This is a genomic window from Stenotrophomonas sp. Y-13 (assembly GCF_046267925.1).
Lineage (GTDB): Bacteria > Pseudomonadota > Gammaproteobacteria > Xanthomonadales > Xanthomonadaceae > Stenotrophomonas > Stenotrophomonas acidaminiphila_A.
The window spans coordinates 344,398-360,385 of record NZ_CP176501.1 but is presented as its reverse complement, the minus strand read 5'-3'; the positions used below and the strand labels follow the sequence as shown (position 1 = coordinate 360,385).

The 15,988-nt window shown below is 71.2% G+C and carries 11 protein-coding genes; 1 reads left to right on the top strand and 10 read right to left on the bottom strand.

Annotation, left to right across the window (positions count from 1 at the left end):
• Positions 1 to 19 precede the first annotated feature (19 nt).
• From ACJ7VY_RS01500 to ACJ7VY_RS01490, 3 genes are all read right to left on the bottom strand, one after another.
• Positions 20 to 1,381: an MATE family efflux transporter gene (locus ACJ7VY_RS01500; protein ID WP_312347751.1), complete on the bottom strand. Its 1,362-nt coding sequence runs from the start codon at positions 1,379 to 1,381 to the stop codon at positions 20 to 22.
• A gap of 160 nt (positions 1,382 to 1,541) precedes the next feature.
• On the bottom strand, positions 1,542 to 2,105 hold the full coding sequence (locus ACJ7VY_RS01495; protein WP_409476223.1) for a DUF3106 domain-containing protein: 564 nt from the start codon (positions 2,103 to 2,105) through the stop codon (positions 1,542 to 1,544).
• The gene (locus ACJ7VY_RS01490) at positions 2,092 to 3,102 is read right to left on the bottom strand and encodes a hypothetical protein (RefSeq protein WP_409476222.1); all 1,011 of its coding nucleotides are present in this window, start codon (positions 3,100 to 3,102) and stop codon (positions 2,092 to 2,094) included. Before ACJ7VY_RS01490 ends, ACJ7VY_RS01495 begins: the two co-directional genes overlap by 14 nt.
• 464 nt (positions 3,103 to 3,566) lie before the next feature.
• On the opposite strand from ACJ7VY_RS01490, the gene ACJ7VY_RS01485 reads away from it, so the two are divergent.
• Complete coding sequence (locus ACJ7VY_RS01485) at positions 3,567 to 5,762, top strand: primosomal protein N' (protein WP_409476221.1); 2,196 nt, start codon at positions 3,567 to 3,569, stop codon at positions 5,760 to 5,762.
• A 39-nt stretch (positions 5,763 to 5,801) separates the two neighbouring features.
• Here ACJ7VY_RS01485 and ACJ7VY_RS01480 read toward each other — a convergent pair whose 3' ends face one another.
• From ACJ7VY_RS01480 to ACJ7VY_RS01450, 7 genes are all read right to left on the bottom strand, one after another.
• Entirely contained in the window at positions 5,802 to 6,911 is a 1,110-nt protein-coding gene (locus tag ACJ7VY_RS01480) for a serine hydrolase domain-containing protein (protein WP_409476220.1), read from the bottom strand.
• 144 nt (positions 6,912 to 7,055) lie between these two features.
• Positions 7,056 to 8,483, bottom strand: a complete 1,428-nt coding sequence (locus tag ACJ7VY_RS01475) for a glycoside hydrolase family 47 protein (RefSeq protein WP_409476219.1) — start codon at positions 8,481 to 8,483, stop codon at positions 7,056 to 7,058.
• Positions 8,483 to 11,155 carry a beta-mannosidase gene (locus ACJ7VY_RS01470; protein ID WP_409476218.1) on the bottom strand — a complete coding sequence of 891 codons (2,673 nt, stop codon included), beginning with the start codon at positions 11,153 to 11,155 and terminating at the stop codon, positions 8,483 to 8,485. The genes ACJ7VY_RS01475 and ACJ7VY_RS01470 overlap by 1 nt, the downstream gene beginning before the upstream one ends.
• An 82-nt stretch (positions 11,156 to 11,237) precedes the next feature.
• Positions 11,238 to 12,515: an AGE family epimerase/isomerase gene (locus tag ACJ7VY_RS01465; protein ID WP_409476217.1), complete on the bottom strand. Its 1,278-nt coding sequence runs from the start codon at positions 12,513 to 12,515 to the stop codon at positions 11,238 to 11,240.
• Complete coding sequence (locus tag ACJ7VY_RS01460) at positions 12,512 to 13,507, bottom strand: carbohydrate kinase family protein (RefSeq protein WP_409476216.1); 996 nt, start codon at positions 13,505 to 13,507, stop codon at positions 12,512 to 12,514. Before ACJ7VY_RS01460 ends, ACJ7VY_RS01465 begins: the two co-directional genes overlap by 4 nt.
• Before the next feature lie 6 nt (positions 13,508 to 13,513).
• Positions 13,514 to 14,821, bottom strand: coding sequence for an L-fucose:H+ symporter permease (fucP, locus tag ACJ7VY_RS01455; protein WP_409476215.1), 1,308 nt, complete (start codon positions 14,819 to 14,821; stop codon positions 13,514 to 13,516).
• Between the two features lie 31 nt (positions 14,822 to 14,852).
• Positions 14,853 to 15,914 (bottom strand): LacI family DNA-binding transcriptional regulator, encoded by a 1,062-nt coding sequence (locus ACJ7VY_RS01450; RefSeq protein WP_104937825.1) that lies wholly within the window; start codon positions 15,912 to 15,914, stop codon positions 14,853 to 14,855.
• Between the last annotated feature and the right edge of the window lie 74 nt (positions 15,915 to 15,988).

The following is a 15,988-nucleotide window of genomic DNA, read 5'->3' as shown; positions in this document are numbered from 1 at the left end:
ACCCGGCATGGGCTTCAAGTCAGGGGGCCGGCTGGAGGAACAGGCGCTGGCTGCTGATCCGCAGGCGCCAGCCCATCAGCACCGCGGCGGCGGTCAGGCCCATGATCAGGCCGATCCACATGCCCTGCGGTCCCCAGCCCAGGCCCAGGCCGAGGCCGGCGCCGAGCGGCATGCCCAGCCCCCAGTACGCGAACATGGCGATGAACATCGGCACGCGCGTGTCCTTGAGCCCGCGCAGCGCGCCGGCCGACAGCACCTGGATGCCATCGGGGAACTGGAAGGCCGCCGCGTACAGCAGCAGGGTGGAGGCCAGCGCGGCCACCGCCAGGTCATCGGTGTACAGGCGTACCACCGCGTCGTGGCCCAGCAGCAGCACGGTGATCGACAGCAGCTGCGTGACCAGCACGATCGCGTAGCCGGCCCAGGTGGCGCGGCGCACGCCCAGCGGATCGTTGCCGCCCACCGCATGGCCGACGCGCACGGTGGTGGCCTCGGCCACGCCCATCGGGATCATGAAACACAGCTGGGCGACGTTGATGGCGATCTGGTGGGCGCTGGCCTCGACCGCGCCGATACGGCCGATCAGCAGCGCGGTGATGATGAACAGGCCGCCTTCCATGAGCACGGTGATGCCGATCGGCAGGCCGGTACGCAGCAGGTCCCAGATCGCGCGCCAGCGCGGCGGCTCGAAATGGCCGAACAGCCGCAGGTGGGCGAAACGCCGGGTCTTCCACAGGTAGCCGGCGAAACACAGCGCCTGCAGCCACATCGTCACCGACGAGGCGATACCCAGGCCTTCGGCACCCATTTCGGGAAAGCCGAAGCGGCCATTGCACAGCGCATAGCCCAGCGGCCCCAGCACCAGCAGCCCGCCGAACCCGAGCAGCATGGTCGGCAGCGTCCAGTGCATGCCCTCGCTCAGGTAACGCATGCAGAAATAGAGCGTCAGCGCCGGCACGCCCCAGCGGATCGCGTGCAGGAAGCCGGTGGCGCCGGGAACGATCTCCGGGGCGATGCCGAACGCGGGCAGGAACGCCGGCACCACGCTGAGGAAAGCGAACATCAGCGCGCTCAGGCCCACGCCCAGCCACAGCGCCTGGCGGAACAGCGGGCCGATGTCGCGCTCGCGGCCGGCGCCGTGCAGCTGCGACACCGAGGCGGTCAGCGAGATCAGGGTGCCGATCGGCACCAGCATCGGCAGCCACAGCAATGCGGTGCCGATACTGACCGCGGCGAAGGTATCGGTACCGTGGTGGCCGGCGATGGTGTTGTCGACGAAGGCGATCAGGCCGGTCGAAACATGGCCCAGGACCAGCGGCAGGGCGAGCAACCCGGTGGCGCGCACTTCCTGGCGGAAGCGCGGCGTGGCGGTGGTGGACATGCGGGAAATGGCGCGGACTGCGGCCGGCGCGGGACGCGCTGTTGCCGGGTCGCGGAGGGGACGCATTGTAATGGCTATGGATGAAGCCGGGTGAAAGGCGCGACCTTGACGACACTTTCGCCCTGGCCGCGGCACCGGCGCCATGGCCGGCGTGCGCGTCTCAGCGCGATTCGGTGCGCTGCCGCAGCCAGTCGCCGCGCTGCGCCGCCGGCAGCGCCAGCAGGCGCTCGCGCAGCGCATCGCGCTCCTGCGGCGGCGTGCGCTGCGCCAGCACGCCCAGCTGCGCCAACTGCGTGGCGTCAAGCTGGCGCAGCAGCGCCAGCATCGGTTCGCGCTGGTGTCCGGGCAGGTAGCCCAGCAACGGCTGCAGCTTCGGGTAGTGCGCGCCCAGCTGCGGGCCCAGCCGCCAGCCATCGCGGTGCAGGCGGTCCAGGCCGAGGAAGCGGTTGCGCACGGCCGCGCGCTCGGGCGCGGGCAATGCCGCCACCTCGGCCGCGGCCCGGCGCACCCGCTGGCGCTCGGATTCGGGCAGCGCGCGCCACGCCGCATATCGTGCGCGCAGCTCGCGCTGCTGGGCCGGGGCCAGTGCCTGCCAGCCCACCGCCGGATCGGGCGCGGGCGTGGCACTGCCCGCCGGCAGGACAGGCGCCACCGGCACCGCCAACGACGGCGCGGCCGGCAACAGCGCCAGCACTACCACCAGCAGCCCCTCAATCCTCGGCATCGACCGTCTCCAGTGCACCGCCGGCAGGTTCGGCGCGGCCGGGCTGCGCCTGCGATTCGTCCACCGGCAGCGGGCCGCCGGCGGCGTACCAGGCATGGAAGTCGGCGTCCCGCGCCAGCGCCAGCTCCGGATCGGCCAGCATCGCGGCATCGTCGGCGGCATGGCTGCCGGCGGCCGCCGGCCCGGCGGGGGCGCCGTCGTCCGGCAGCGCTTCCACCTGCACCGGACCGTTGTCCGCCACCGCGCCCTCGGCGGCCGGCGCCGCCGCACCCGGCAACGCCGGGCCATGGCGGATCCACCCCCAGGCCAGGACCAGCGCCAGCAGCAGCAACGGCAGGCACAGCAACAGCCAGGTCCGCCGGCTCCAGCGCGCCCGGGTACGGCGCGGCGCGCGTACCCTGCGTCCATCGGCCTCCACCCGGGGCGCGGGTGCCGGCCGCGGCGCCGGCGCGGCGGCGGCCGCCATCATCCCGCGCAGTTGTTCCAGCTGTTGTACCTGCCCGGCCGGCAGCTCGCGGACCCGTGCCTGCACCTGCTCGGCCAGCCCGCGCCAGGCCAGCGCATCCGGATGGCCCTGCGCATCCAGTGGACAGGCAGCGGCCAGCGCGCGCCGGTATGCCTCGGGCGTGAGCCCCAGCACGGCGGCCGCGGCGTCTTCGTCCAGGCCGCCACCGACGCGCAGCAGCAGTGCCAGCCGCGGGTCGGGCGCCAGCCGCTGCAGGTGCAGCAGCGCGGGCGGCCAGCGCCCGCCCTGGGACGCTGCCCGCAGTTGCGGGCTGCCGCACAGCAACGCCCAGAAGCGCGCCGGCCAGTCGGCCATGGGCAGGTCCGCGGCGGGGCCGGCAAAGGCACGCATGGCGGCCGCCACGGCCTGGGCGGCGGCGGCCTCGTCGCCGCCCTGCAGGCTGGCGACGACCAGCGCGCGGCGTTCGACACCTTTCAGGAAAGCGGACAGGGCGCTGGCTGCGGCCGGTGCGGGGGAGGCGGGTGCAGCCATCAGGTGGACTCCTTCATCGGCGGGAATGATACCCAGCCGATCCCGCCCTGCAGATGCCGCCGGCGGCGGCCTCCACGCGCTCTTCACGCCGTTGCGGGCGGCCCATGCCGCAACTTGTGCACAGCGTCAATAGTCCGGCCCCGGATGCCCGCGATTGCGCCAGCGCGCCCACATTTCGCTTTTGTTTCACGGCCAAGTTGTTGATTTTAAATATATTGATGGCGTGGCTATTTTTTGACCAAGTTGACTGAAAGGCTTCAACCACCGCCTTGGACGCGTGGAGCACAACGCTGATGCACAGAGTTATCCACAAGTTGTGTGGATAAGCCCAAATCTCCAATCGGGGCCTGCGTTTACACGGTGTTTATGCTTCTGGCGCTGCACAAGCGCACGCAAGTAACGCGCCCGCGGGCAGCGGGCGCGGGGGTGTGCCGGGCACCGGCCACCGCCCTACACTGCCGCCCATGCCCACCTGCCCCACCCTGCGCATCGCGCTGCCGGTTCCGTTGCCGCAGACCTTCGATTACCTGCCCCCGCCCGGCAGTCCGGCGCCGGACACCGGCGATGCCGGGCGCCGGATCAAGGTGCCGTTCGGCAACCGCGAGCTGGTCGGCATGGTCGAGGGCATCGGCACGGTGCAGGACCCGGCGACCCTGCGCGAGGCGCTGCAATGGCTGGATGGGCCGCCGCTGCTCGGCGGTGAACTGTACGCCTCGCTGCGCTGGCTGGCGCGCTATGCGCATGCGCCGCTCGGCGAGGTGGTCGCCACCGCGCTGCCGGCGCCCCTGCGGCGCGGCGAACCGCTGCCCGATACCCAGGAGTGGGGCTGGGAACTGACCGCGGCCGGTCGCGAGGGCCTGTCGCGGCTGCGCGCGGGCAGCCGGCCGCGACGCCTGGCCGAGCTGCTCGGCGACGGTCCCCTGGCCGAGGACGCGCTGGCCGCGCGCATGGACGGTTGGCGCGAGGCCGGGCGCGCCCTGCTCAAGCGCGGCTTCGCGCAGCGCGTTGCGCTGGCGGCGGCACCGGCGGTTGCGCAGCCGCTGCCGGGGCTGGACCCCAACCCGCAGCAGCAGACGGCGATCGCGGCGATCACCGCGGCCGACGGCTTCCAGCCCTTCCTGCTGGACGGGGTCACCGGCAGCGGCAAGACCGAGGTCTACCTGCAGGCCATCGCCCGCTGCCTGGCGCAGGGCCGGCAGGCGCTGGTGCTGGTGCCGGAGATCGGCCTGACCCCGCAGATGCTGGCGCGCTTCCGCGGCCGCCTGGGCATCGCCGTGCACGCGCTGCATTCGGGACTGAACGACAACGAGCGCGCACGGGTGTGGGCGGCGGCCGCGCGCGGCCAGGCGCGGGTGATCGTCGGCACCCGCTCGGCGGTGTTCACGCCGCTGCCGCAGGCCGGGCTGCTGATCGTCGACGAGGAACACGACGGCAGCTACAAGCAGCAGGACGGCATCCGCTACCACGCCCGCGACTTCGCCCTGGTGCGCGGCAAGGCGCTGGACGTGCCGGTGGTGCTGGGCAGCGCCACGCCGTCGCTGGAATCGCTGCACAACGCGCGCGCCGGCCGCTACACCCACCTGCGCCTGCAGCAGCGCGCCGGCGACGCGCGACCGCCGGCGGTGCGGGTGTTCGACGTGCGCAAGCGGCCACTGCAGGACGGCCTCTCGCCGGAAGTGCTGGCCGGCATCGAGCAGCACCTGCGTGCCGGCAACCAGGTGCTGGTGTTCAAGAACCGGCGGGGTTACGCGCCGGTGCTGTTGTGCCACGACTGCGGCTGGACCGCGCCGTGCAGCCGCTGCAGCACGCCGTTGCACACCACCCCGATGACCGTGCATGGCGCCGGGCGCCGCCTGCAGTGCCACCATTGCGGCGCGCGCGCGCCCGTGCCGCTGGCCTGCCCGGACTGCGCCAGCCTGGCGCTGCAGCCGCAGGGCATCGGCACCGAGCGGCTGGAGGAACGGCTGCTGCAGCTGTTCCCGGATTTCCCGGTGCTGCGCATCGACCGCGGCACCACCGCCCGCCGCGACGCGCTGGAACAGACCCTGGCCACCCTCGGCGCGCAACCCGGCATCCTGGTCGGCACCCAGATCCTGGCCAAGGGCCACGACCTGCCGCGGCTGACCCTGGTGGTGGTGGTGGGGATCGACGAAGGCCTGTTCTCGGCCGACTTCCGCGCCAGCGAGAAGCTGGCCCAGCAGTTGATCCAGGTCGCCGGCCGCGCCGGCCGCGCCGACCGCCCCGGCGAGGTCTGGCTGCAGACCCACCACCCGGACAACGCGTTGCTGCACACGCTGGTCAACGGCGGCTACCACGCCTTCGCCGATGCCGAACTGGCGCAGCGCGAGGCCGCCGGCTTCCCGCCGTTCGCGCATCTGGCGCTGATCCGCGCCGAGGCCAGGCAGGTGGAGCATGCCAATGCGTTCCTGGCCACGGTGAAACAGGCCGTTCCCGACGCCAGCCCGGTCGAATGCTACGGCCCGATGCCGGCGCCGATGCCGCGCCGCGCCGGTTTCCAGCGTACCCAGCTGCTGCTGTCGGCCACGCAGCGGCGTGCGCTGCACGGCCTGCTCGACACACTGATGCCGCAGGTCTACCCGTTGCCGCAGGCACGGCGCGTGCGCTGGTCGCTGGACGTGGACCCGATGGACCTGTATTGACCGCGGCGCCCGGCCGCGCGCCGGGCATGCGATACCGGGTCAGCGCGCCGCGGCGGCCGGCACCGTGCGATAGAACCCGGCGATCCCGGCGATGAAATCCTGCGGGTCGGCACCGACCAGGTTGGTCAGCACGACCACCGCCAGGCCCTCGTCGGGATAGATGCGGAAGGCCGCGCGGGCGCCGCCCATGCTGGTCACTTCGCGATGCGGGGCGGTGCCGGCCACCGGCCAGCCGGCGGCCCAGTCACCCAGGCCGCCATTGTTCAATCGCTCCGGCGCCCACATGCGTTCGCGTACGTCCGCCTCGAGCAGCCGCCCCTGCATCAGCGTGACCAGCCACTGCGCCAGTTCGTCGGCGGTGGTCTGGATCCCGCCGCCCGCCCACAGCCCGTGCGGCACGTCGTAGAACCAGTGCGACAGCCGCGCGGGCATGCCCGGCGCATCGCTGCGGCGCGGCAGGAAGCTGTACACGGTGGCCGCGCCGGCGGCCAGGTCGTAGCTGTCGCCAAAGCGCGAACGGTGCATGCGCAGCGGCGCGAACTGGTGGTCGGCGACGAACGCCGCGTACGGCATCGCGCCCTGCGCTTCGACGATCCGCGCCAGCAGCCCGTAGTTGGTCTGGTTGTAGGCGAAGCGCTCGCCCGGCGCGGCCTGCAGCGGCATCGCCGCCACCGCCTGCCACGCGTCCGGCTCCGCGCCGGTGCCGACCAGCCCCTGCGCGTCGACGATGTCCGGCAACCCGGAGGTATGCGCGAGCAGCTGGCGCACGCGGATCCCACGCCACGCCGGCGGCAGGTCCGCCAGGTAGGTCGAGATCGGCGCCTCCAGGTCGACGCGCCCGGCCTGCTCCAGCTGCATCACCGCCACGCCGGTGAAGGCCTTGGTCGCGGAGTTGATCGGGAACAGGGTCGTGGGTTCGACCGGCACGCGGTTCTCAACATTGGCCAGGCCGTGGCTTTCGGAGAACACCACGCGACCATCGCGGACCACCGCGACCTGCAGGCCCGGGATGCCCCGCGCCTTCATGGTCGCGCGGACGAAGTCGCGGGCGGCGGCATTGGCATCGGCCAGGGAAGCAGCGGTGGCCGGCGCGCCGGCCAGCAGGGCAAGTAGCGCCAGCAGCAACAGCCGGCGGAGCGTGGTCGGCATCCAATGTTCTCCAGGGTCGGGTATGGCCGATGCGCACCGACAGGTGCGCGACTGGAGGTTGGATGGCGGACAGGTGCAGAAAGGTTTAAAGCGACGCAACCGCAGCCGCCCTCTCCCCCGCGGGGAGAGGGGGCCGGCGTGCGCTCACCAGGTGCGGCGCAGCGGATGCGCTTCGGTGTTGAACACCACGCCGTCGAAGTCCAGGGTGTCGGCGGGGGCGAACAGCAGGTAGTAGTACTTGAAGGTCTCGGCGAACAGGAAGCTCTCCATAGAGTCGTCCTTCTCCTTGCTGCGCACATCCTTCAGCGCCGAAAAGCCGTGTTCGGTGCGGGTGTATTTCACGAAGTCCTCGAAGAACTCCTTGCCCATGCCGCGGTAGCGCGCGTCGCCGGTGTAATGGTGCAGGTAGTAGGCCGACTCGACGATTTCCGGACGCAGCGCGTAACCCGGCGAGCGCACCTGCATCGCCGCGTAGTCCAGCGACTCCGGCTCGATGCCGTGCAGCCGCCACATCTTCAGGTTGGATTCCTGCAGGCGTTTGGCGCGGTCCAGGTCGCCGCCCAGGGCGAGCAGGCCCGGCATGAACGCATCCAGCGCGCCGTAGGTGGTGGAGGTGCGCGCGCCGCTGTCCATGTCGGCGTGGCCGTACCACAGCTCGCCCTCGCGCACGTCGTCGGCCAGGTACTGGTTGAGCGGGCCGATGCTGTCCTCCCACATGCGCTTGCAGTCCTCGTCGCCGAACAGCTTCCAGCACTTGAGCAGGTACTCGTAGTACGAGTCGATGCCGCCGGCGATCGAGGCGTCCTTGTTGGTCCACTCGCCGGTTTCGACATCGATGTTCAGCCCGACCAGGCCGATCTTCGAGCGGCGCTTGTAGGTTTCCACCAGCGCGCGCTTGGCCTTGTCGTAGTACGCCTGCTTGCCGGTGAGCTTGGCGAGCGTGCCGAACTCCAGCAGCAGGGTGCCGGTCTCGGCCGGGTTGCTGATCGTGCCGCGGGTCTTGCCGGTGCGCAGGTTGACGTGGGTGTACGGCAGGCCGGTGGGGCTGTCGAACACCGGCGACAGCCGCGTGCCCAGGTCGTCGGCGAGCTTGAGCAGGCGCGCGTCGTTGGTCATCTGGTAGGCCGACAGCAGGCCACCGAGCAGGCGGATGGTGACCTCGAAGTTCTGCACTTCGATGTCCTGGTCGAACGACAGCTGTCCGACGATCAGTTCGCGCGCCTCGTTGGCCTCCTTGTCCAGGCCCAGCAGCAGCAGCGTGTCCAGCGCGTCGACCGGCGACATCAGCAGCGGCGCCGGGTACCAGTCGCGCGGCTGCGCGCTGATCGGCTTCAGGTCGTCGTGGCCCCTGGCGTACTGCATGTAGCCCTGCCAGGCATGGCGGGTGGCCTCGCGCACCTGCTCGGCCATGCGTGCGGCCTCGGCGGCGTCGACCGCCGGCACGTCGGCGGTGGCGGCCGGGGTGGCGGTGGTCGCCGCATCGGCCGGCGTGGCGGGCGGCGGCGGGCTGCAGGCGGACAGCGCCAGCAGCAGGGCGGCGGCCAGGGGGGCGTTGCGCAGGGCTCGGTTCATCATCGGGTCCTCGGGGTGGAAGCGGGGTCGTGCGGGGAAGTGGAAGCGGCGTGCAGGGTGTCGCCCAGGGTGTGCACGCGCAGCGCGGCGCGCAGCGCATCGAGACGGGCGTCGGCGTCCACGCGCAGCTCGCGGGTTTCGCCCGGCAGCAGGTCGAAGGCGTTGTCGTCCACGCGGGCACCGGTGTCGCCGAAATCGACCCACACCGCGCGCACCAGGCCATCGGCGTGCAGTCGCAGGCGATAGTCGCCGCCGTCGGCAACCAGCTCGGCGCGCAGCTGGCCGGCGGCCAGCGCCTGTTCCCTGGCCGGCACGAAGTGCACCAGCCGCCGCGCGACCACCTCGCCGTCGCGCAGCAGCTCGAACGCCGCCACGCTGCGTGCCGGGTCGTGGCCCTTGAGCAGGTCGGCATCGACCAGATCGGCCACCGCGGTCGCGGCCATCGGCGCCAGGGTGATGGTTTCCTGCTGGCGCGCGAACTCGCCACCGGCCACGTCCATGACCCGCACGCGCCACTGCGCGGTGAGCGGCTGGCGGCCATCGTTGAGCAGGCGGAAGCGGGTGACCCCGTCGTCGTCGCGCAGCGCCGCCACGACCACGTCGGCGAAGAAGCGGCGCGCGTGGTAATGCAGCGCCTTCCAGTGGCCGAAGTAATCCAGGCTCGACCATGACGCGCCCGGCCACACGTCGTTGAGCTGCCAGTACAGCGAGCCCATCGTGTACGGCCGCGAGGCGCGGTGGTGCAGCGCCGCCAGTTCAATGCCCTCGGCCTGCATCACCTGGCTGAGGTAGATGAAGTCGGCGAACGAGGCCGGCGTGCCGTACTCGCGCTCGATGTAGTGCAGCAGGCGTTCGTTGCCCTGGCCGGCCATGAACTTCTGGTGGGCGCGGATCACCGGCCCGTCGATGTGCTGCTCGTCGGGCGTGGCAAATGCGTCCACCGTGGACAGCTGCGGCCACGCCTGCAGGCCGTACTCGGACATGAAGCGCGGCGTCTCGCGCAGGTAGGCGGTCGCCGGCAGCGCCGGGCCGCCCCACACGTCCCAGTAATGCTTGTCGCCGCGCCGGGAGTCGTTGGCCTTGGCGTCCAGGTCGTTGCCCGGCGAGCTGGACCAGTAGGGCACGCCCAGCGCTTCCTCGGCCACCACCTGGCGCAGGTCGTTGCCGAACAGGTCCACGTAGCCCTGCCACACCTTGGCCGCGAACCCGGGGTCGGCGGCGGCCAGCGCCTTCCCGTGCCCCCAGTCCTTCCAGGCGGTTTCCTCTTCGTTGTTGCCGCACCACAGCACGATGCTCGGGTGGTGGCGCAGGCGGCGGATGTTGTCGCGCGCCTCGGCCACCACGTTGGCGCGGAACCCCGGGTCGTAGCCGGGCTGCATGCCGCCACCGAACATGAAGTCCTGCCACACCAGCAGGCCCAGTTCGTCGGTGATGTCGAAGAAGTCGTCGCTCTCGTAGTAGCCGCCACCCCAGTTGCGCAGCATGTTCATGTTGGCGTCGCGCGCGGCCTGCAGGTCGTGGCGCAGGCGCTCGCGGGTGACCCGCGCCGGGAACGATTCGAACGGAATGACGTTGGCCCCCTTGGCGAACACCGGTACGCCGTTGATGACGAAGGCGAAGCCCTGGCCGCCATCGGCGTCCGCCTCGCGGCGCAGTTCCACCGTGCGCAGGCCGGTGCGCCGCAGCGCCTCGCGCGCCGGATCGCCACCGCCATCGATGCGCGCCTGCACCGTGTAGCGGTCCTGTGCGCCATAGCCCACCGGCCACCAGCGCCGCGGCTGCGCGATCTCCAGCGGCAGTTGCACCGTGTTCTGGCCGGGATGCAGGGTGACTTCGCGTTCGAGGCTGGCGACGCGGCGCCCGTCGGGGTCGAGCACATCCACTGCGACGCTGGCCTTGCCGGTCGTGGCGCCCCGCTCCACCTGCAGCAGCACGCCCAGGCGCGCGCGCTGGTCATCCAGCGCGTCGGTGCGCACGGCCAGGTCGGTGATGCGGTGCTGGTCCCAGCTGTCCAGGTGCACTGGCCGCCATACGCCGGCGGTGACGTAGCGCGGGCCCCAGTCCCAGCCGAAGTGGTAGGCCGGCTTGCGCGCGAAGTTGCCGACCATGGCGTCCTTGGGCTCGTCGCCATAGGGCGAGGGATAGTTGCCGGCGATCTTGTGCGGCATCGCCTGCACCTGCGGCAGCAGGGTGCGGATCGGCGAGCGGAACACGACGCGCAGCTCGTTGCCCTGCGCGCGCAGGCGCCCGTCGACGCGCGCGCGCCAGGTGCGGTGCGCGTTGTCGGCCTTCAGCAGCGGCTGGCCGTTGAGGCTGACCTCGGCGAAGGTGTCCAGGCCGTCGAAGCGCAGTTCGGCATGGCGGCGCGCCAGCGTGGCCGCGTCGACGTCGAAACGCGCGCGGTATTCCCAGTCGGCCAGGCCGATCCACTGCAGCCCGGCCTCGGCCGCGCCCACGTAGGGATCGCCGATCACGCCTGCCTGGTGCAGGTCGTCATGCACGCTGCCCGGCACCTGCGCCGGGCGCCAGGCATCGAGCCCGGGGTGCGCCGGCAGCTGCGCATCGCCCGGCAACAGGCGGAAGCTCCACTGCGCCTGCAGCGGCGCGGCCGCGGCGATGCCGGCGAAGGCACACAGCAGGCACGGCAGCAGCACGCGCCAGATCTTTGCCAACTGGACTTGCATCGATCCAAAACCGAATGTCGCCTGGCGCATGCCTGCCTCCCGTCGTCGCCGTGGCGGATGTCGCCGGGCCTCAGCCCGGCATGCCCTCGCGCACCACATTCAACACTTCGTGGCAGGCGCCCATGGTGTGGTAATCGGTCTTGCCGGCCGGGCTCTTCTCGTCGTCGTACTTGCGGTTGTCGGCGTCGAGGATGCGGAACCAGGCGCCATGGGTGTGGTCGACGAAGTGCTCCCACGAATACGCCCACAGCTTCCCGTACCACTGCCAGTACGCGTCGTCACCGGTGCGCCGGGCGAGCAGCGCGGCGGCGGCCAGCGATTCGGCCTGCACCCAGAAGTACTTGTCGTCATCACAGATATCCGCCGGTCCCTCCGCAGCAGCCCCGGCATCCACGGCCGGACGCGCCGATGCTTGCGCTTCGTTCAGCGCCTGCTGCAGCCCGGCCGGTGCGAAGCCGTAGTACAGGCCGCCACGCGTGGCGTCCCACGAACGGGTGACGGCGCTGTCGAACAGGTGGCGCGCGGTCGGCAGCAGCCAGTCGGCCTCGACGTGGCGGTCCAGGATCATCAGCAGCTTGGCCCACTCGGTCTGGTGGCCGGGCTGGAAGCCCCAGGGGCGGAACAGGTGCTTCGGGTTGTCGAGGTTGTAGTGCCAGTCGACGTTCCAGTCGGCGTCGTAGTGCTCCCACACCAGCCCGCCAGCCTTGGCCGCCTGGCGGCGGGTCATGTTGTCGGCCAGCTGCAGCGCGCGCTCCAGGTAGCGGCGCTCGCCGCTGGCCTCGAAGGCGGCCAGCATCGCCTCGCACATGTGCATGTTGGCGTTCTGACCACGGTAGCCGGTGAAGTTCCAGTGCGCGTCGGCCTCGTCGCGGTACAGGCCGTGCCGCGGCTCCCAGAAGTGCGTTTCCAGCAGCTGCCAGGTTTCGTCCATCCATTCGCGGCCCTGCTCGATGCCGGCCTTGAGCGTGCAGCTGTAGGCCAGCAGCACGAAGGCCACGCCGTAGCAGTGGTTCATGTCGTCCTCGACCGTGCCGTCGCGCAGGGTCCAGGCGTAGCCGCCGGTGGCCGGATTGCGGTGCACGTTGCGCAGGTAATCCACGCCGTGCTGCACCGCGGCCAGGTACTCGGGGTTGCCGAACTCGCGGTAGGCCATGGCGTAGTTGAAGACGAAGCGGGTGCTGCTGACCAGGTGGCGGTGGCGGGCGTCGTAGACGCTGCCGTCGTCCTTGTAGTAGTGGAAGAAACCGCCGGCCGGGTCGATGCAGCGCGGGTGGTAGAACGCCATGGTGTCGGCGATGTGCGCGCGCAGGAAGGCCGGGGAACGGAAATCGGGAGCGGGAGTGTTCATGCGATGGCGTCCTGTTGCTGTAGCAGCTGCTGCACTTCTTCGAGTTCGGGCATGGCGGCGAAGGCGCCCTTGCGGGTGACCGCCAGCGCGCCCACCGCCGCGGCGAAACGCAGGGTGGCGGTGATGGCATCGTGGTCGTGGCAGAACGCGTCGAACGCCGCGCCGGTACCGCCGCGTTCGGCCAGGCCGTACAGCACGCCGCCGACGAAGGCGTCGCCGGCCGCGGTGGTGTCCACGACGGGCACGCGGAAGCTGGGCACCTGGCCCTGGGCCTCGCGGGTCAACCAGCGCAGTGGCGCGGCGCCATCGGTGACGATCACCCAGCGCGCCTGCGCGCCGAGCAGGCGCCGCAGTACCCGCGCCTCGCCGTCCTCGCCGAACGGGGCCGCCAGGTAGTCCAGTTCCTCGCGCGAAAGCTTGACCAGGTCGGCGCGCTCCAGCGCCTGCCACAGCCACGGCGTCGGGTCGACCGCGGCGGGCCACAGCGCCGGACGCAGGTTGAGGTCGAGGCTGACCACCGCGCCGGCGTCGCGCGCGCGGTCCATGCCGGTGAAGGTGGCCGCGGCGATATCCGGCTCGGTCAGGCTGTTGGAACAGACGTGGAAGCAGCCGGTGCCGTTGAAGCAGGCCGGGTGGAAATGCCCGGCCCGGAACAGCAGGTCCGCGGCCGGCGGCCGGTAGAAGCTGAAGCTGCGTTCGCCGTCCGCATCCAGCGCGACGAACGCCAGCGCGGTCTTGGCCGCATCGGTGCGCACGATGCAGTCGGTGAGCACGCCGGCATCGGCCAGGCTGTCGGCAAGGAAGTCGCCGAACATGTCGCGGCCGAGCATGCCGGCGAAATAACTGCGTGCGCCCAGCCGCGCCGCCGCCACCGCGACGTTGGCCGGCGCCCCGCCGGCATACTGAAGGAACGCGCGCGGGGTCTCCGGCGTGGCCGGCGGCTGCGCCAGTAGATCGATCAAAATTTCACCGAAACAAACAATCTTGCCCATCTGGCCTCAGCCTCCCTGGCCGCTGGCGGCCCGCGGTCGCGAACCGACCAGGCCGTAGAAAATGATGTAGAGGTAACACGCCACCGGCAGCACGAAACTCAGGTGCAGGCCCATGCGGTCGGCCAGCATGCCCTGCAGCAGGGGGATCACCGCGCCGCCGACGATGGCCATGATCAGCAGGCTCGAGGCCTTGTTGGTCAGCGGCCCCAGGCGCTCGATGGCCAGCGAGAAGATGGTCGGGAACATGATCGAGTTGAACAGCCCGGTGGCAACGATGCCGTACACCGCGACCTCGCCGCTGGCGGCCAGGATCACGCCCAGCAGCACCACGTTGGCCAGGGCGAACACGGCCAGCAGGCGCCGCGGCGGGTACTGCACCAGCAACCACGAGCCGGCGAACCGCCCGACCATGGCGCAGCCCCAGTACGCGGACACGTAATGGGTGGCGCGCTGCTCGCTCATGCCGCCGATCTCCGGCAACGCCAGGTAGTTCACCATCAGGCTGCCGATGGACACTTCGGCGCCGACGTAGAAGAAGATCGCCAGCACCCCGAACAGCACGTGCGGGTGCCGCAGCGCATCGAGCAGGGTGTGGTGGCCGCTGTCGGCCTTCTCGGTGGCCTCGGTCAGGCTGGGCAGGCGGAACAGGCAGACGAACACCGCCAGCAGCGCCAGCGCGATGGCCAGGCCGACGTAGGGCCCCTGCACCGACTGCGCTTCGGCGGCGCGGTAGGCGATCTGCTCGGCCGCCGGCAGCGCGTCGATCTGCTCGCTGCTCTTGACCGTCGTGCTCAGGATCAGCAGGCCGCCGAACAAGGGCGCCAGGGTGGTACCCAGCGAATTCAACGCCTGCGCCAGGGTCAGCCGGCTGGAGGCGGTCTGTTCCGGCCCCAGCAGCGCCACGTACGGGTTGGCCGCCACCTGCAGCACGGTGATGCCGGTGGCCAGCACGAACAGCGAGGCCAGGAACGCTTCGTAGGTGCGCAGCGCCGCCGACGGCCAGAAACCGAGCGCGCCGATGGCGGCGATCAGGAGGCCGGCGATGATGCCTTTCTTGTAGCCCAGGTGCGCGACCAGCCGGCCAGCGGGCAACGACATCAGGAAATACGCGCCGAAGAACGTGAACTGCACCAGCATCGCCCGCGTGTAGTTCAGCTCGAACACCGCCTTCAGGTGCGGGATCAGCACGTCATTGAGGCTGGTCAGGAAGCCCCACATGAAGAACAGCGTGGTGGCTACCGCCAGCGCGACCCGGGGCGTGACCACCGGGGTGGACGTCGCGGGCGTTGACAGGGGCGTGGACGGTATCGGCATGGCGCGCCTCGGGGTGCGGGGTCGGAAGGAATCAGATGGGGCGCGCGGCGCTGCTTTCGCGGATGCGCAGCTGTACCGGCGCGACCGTGCGCATCGGCGGCGCATCCGGGTCGTCCAGCCGCTGCAGCAGCAGCGCGGCGGCCTGGCGGCCACGCTCGCGCGGGTCGGCGGTCAGCGTGGTCAGCGGCGGCACCGCCACCGCGGCCTCGGAAATGTCGTCGAAGCCGGTGACGGCGAAATCACCGCCGGGGCGGATGCCACGCGAGGTCAGGCCCAGCATCAGGCCCAGCGCGACGGTGTCGTTGTAGCAGACCGCGGCGCTGGGGCGCTGGCCGTCGGCGAACAGCTCGCCGGTGCGCGCGGCCGCTTCCAAGCGGTTGGGTGCCGACTCGATCATCCATTGCGGGCGTGCCTGCAGGCCGGCCTCGGCCAATGCCTGCTGGTAGCCGGCGCGGCGCTGGTGGCAGGAGCTGGACGCGGCGTGCCCGCCGAAGAAGGCGATATCGCGATGGCCGCGCTCGATCAGGTGGCGGGTGGCCAGGTAGGCGCCCTGCTGGTTGTCCATGGTCAGGAAATCCCAGTCGGCGCCGGGCAGTTCGCGGTTGAACAACAGCACGTTGGCGTGGCTGCCGAGCACCTGCCGCAGCTGCGCCGCGTCGCTGCCTTCGGCCGGTGACAGGATGAAGCCGGTCGGGGTGTGCTCCATCAGCGTGCTCAGCACCGCCTGCTGCCGCTCCGGCGACTCGCCGGTGCTGCCGAGCAGGGTCACGTAACCCTTGCCGCCCAGGGCCTCGTCCACGCCGGATGCGAACTCGGCGAAGAACGGGTTGGACAGGTCGTTGATCACCAGCGCGATCGACGACGAGGTGCGCCGCCGCAGGTTGGCCGCGGTACGGTTGTACACGTAGCGCTGGCGGCGCAGTTCGGCCTCGACCCGGGCGCGGGTATCGACGTTGACCAGCGGGCTGCCACGCAGCACCAGCGACACGGTCGCGCGCGACACGCCCACGGCCTGGGCGATGTCGGTCACGGTGACCGCGCGCTTGCCGGTCCGGCGCGTGGATTTTCCGGCGGTGGAGGTGTCGTTGCTCATCGTCGCTCGCAGGTGGGCATGAACGTCACAGCTTAAGAGCGGCCAATGACGAAGTGGGAACCGGGATCAGTCCC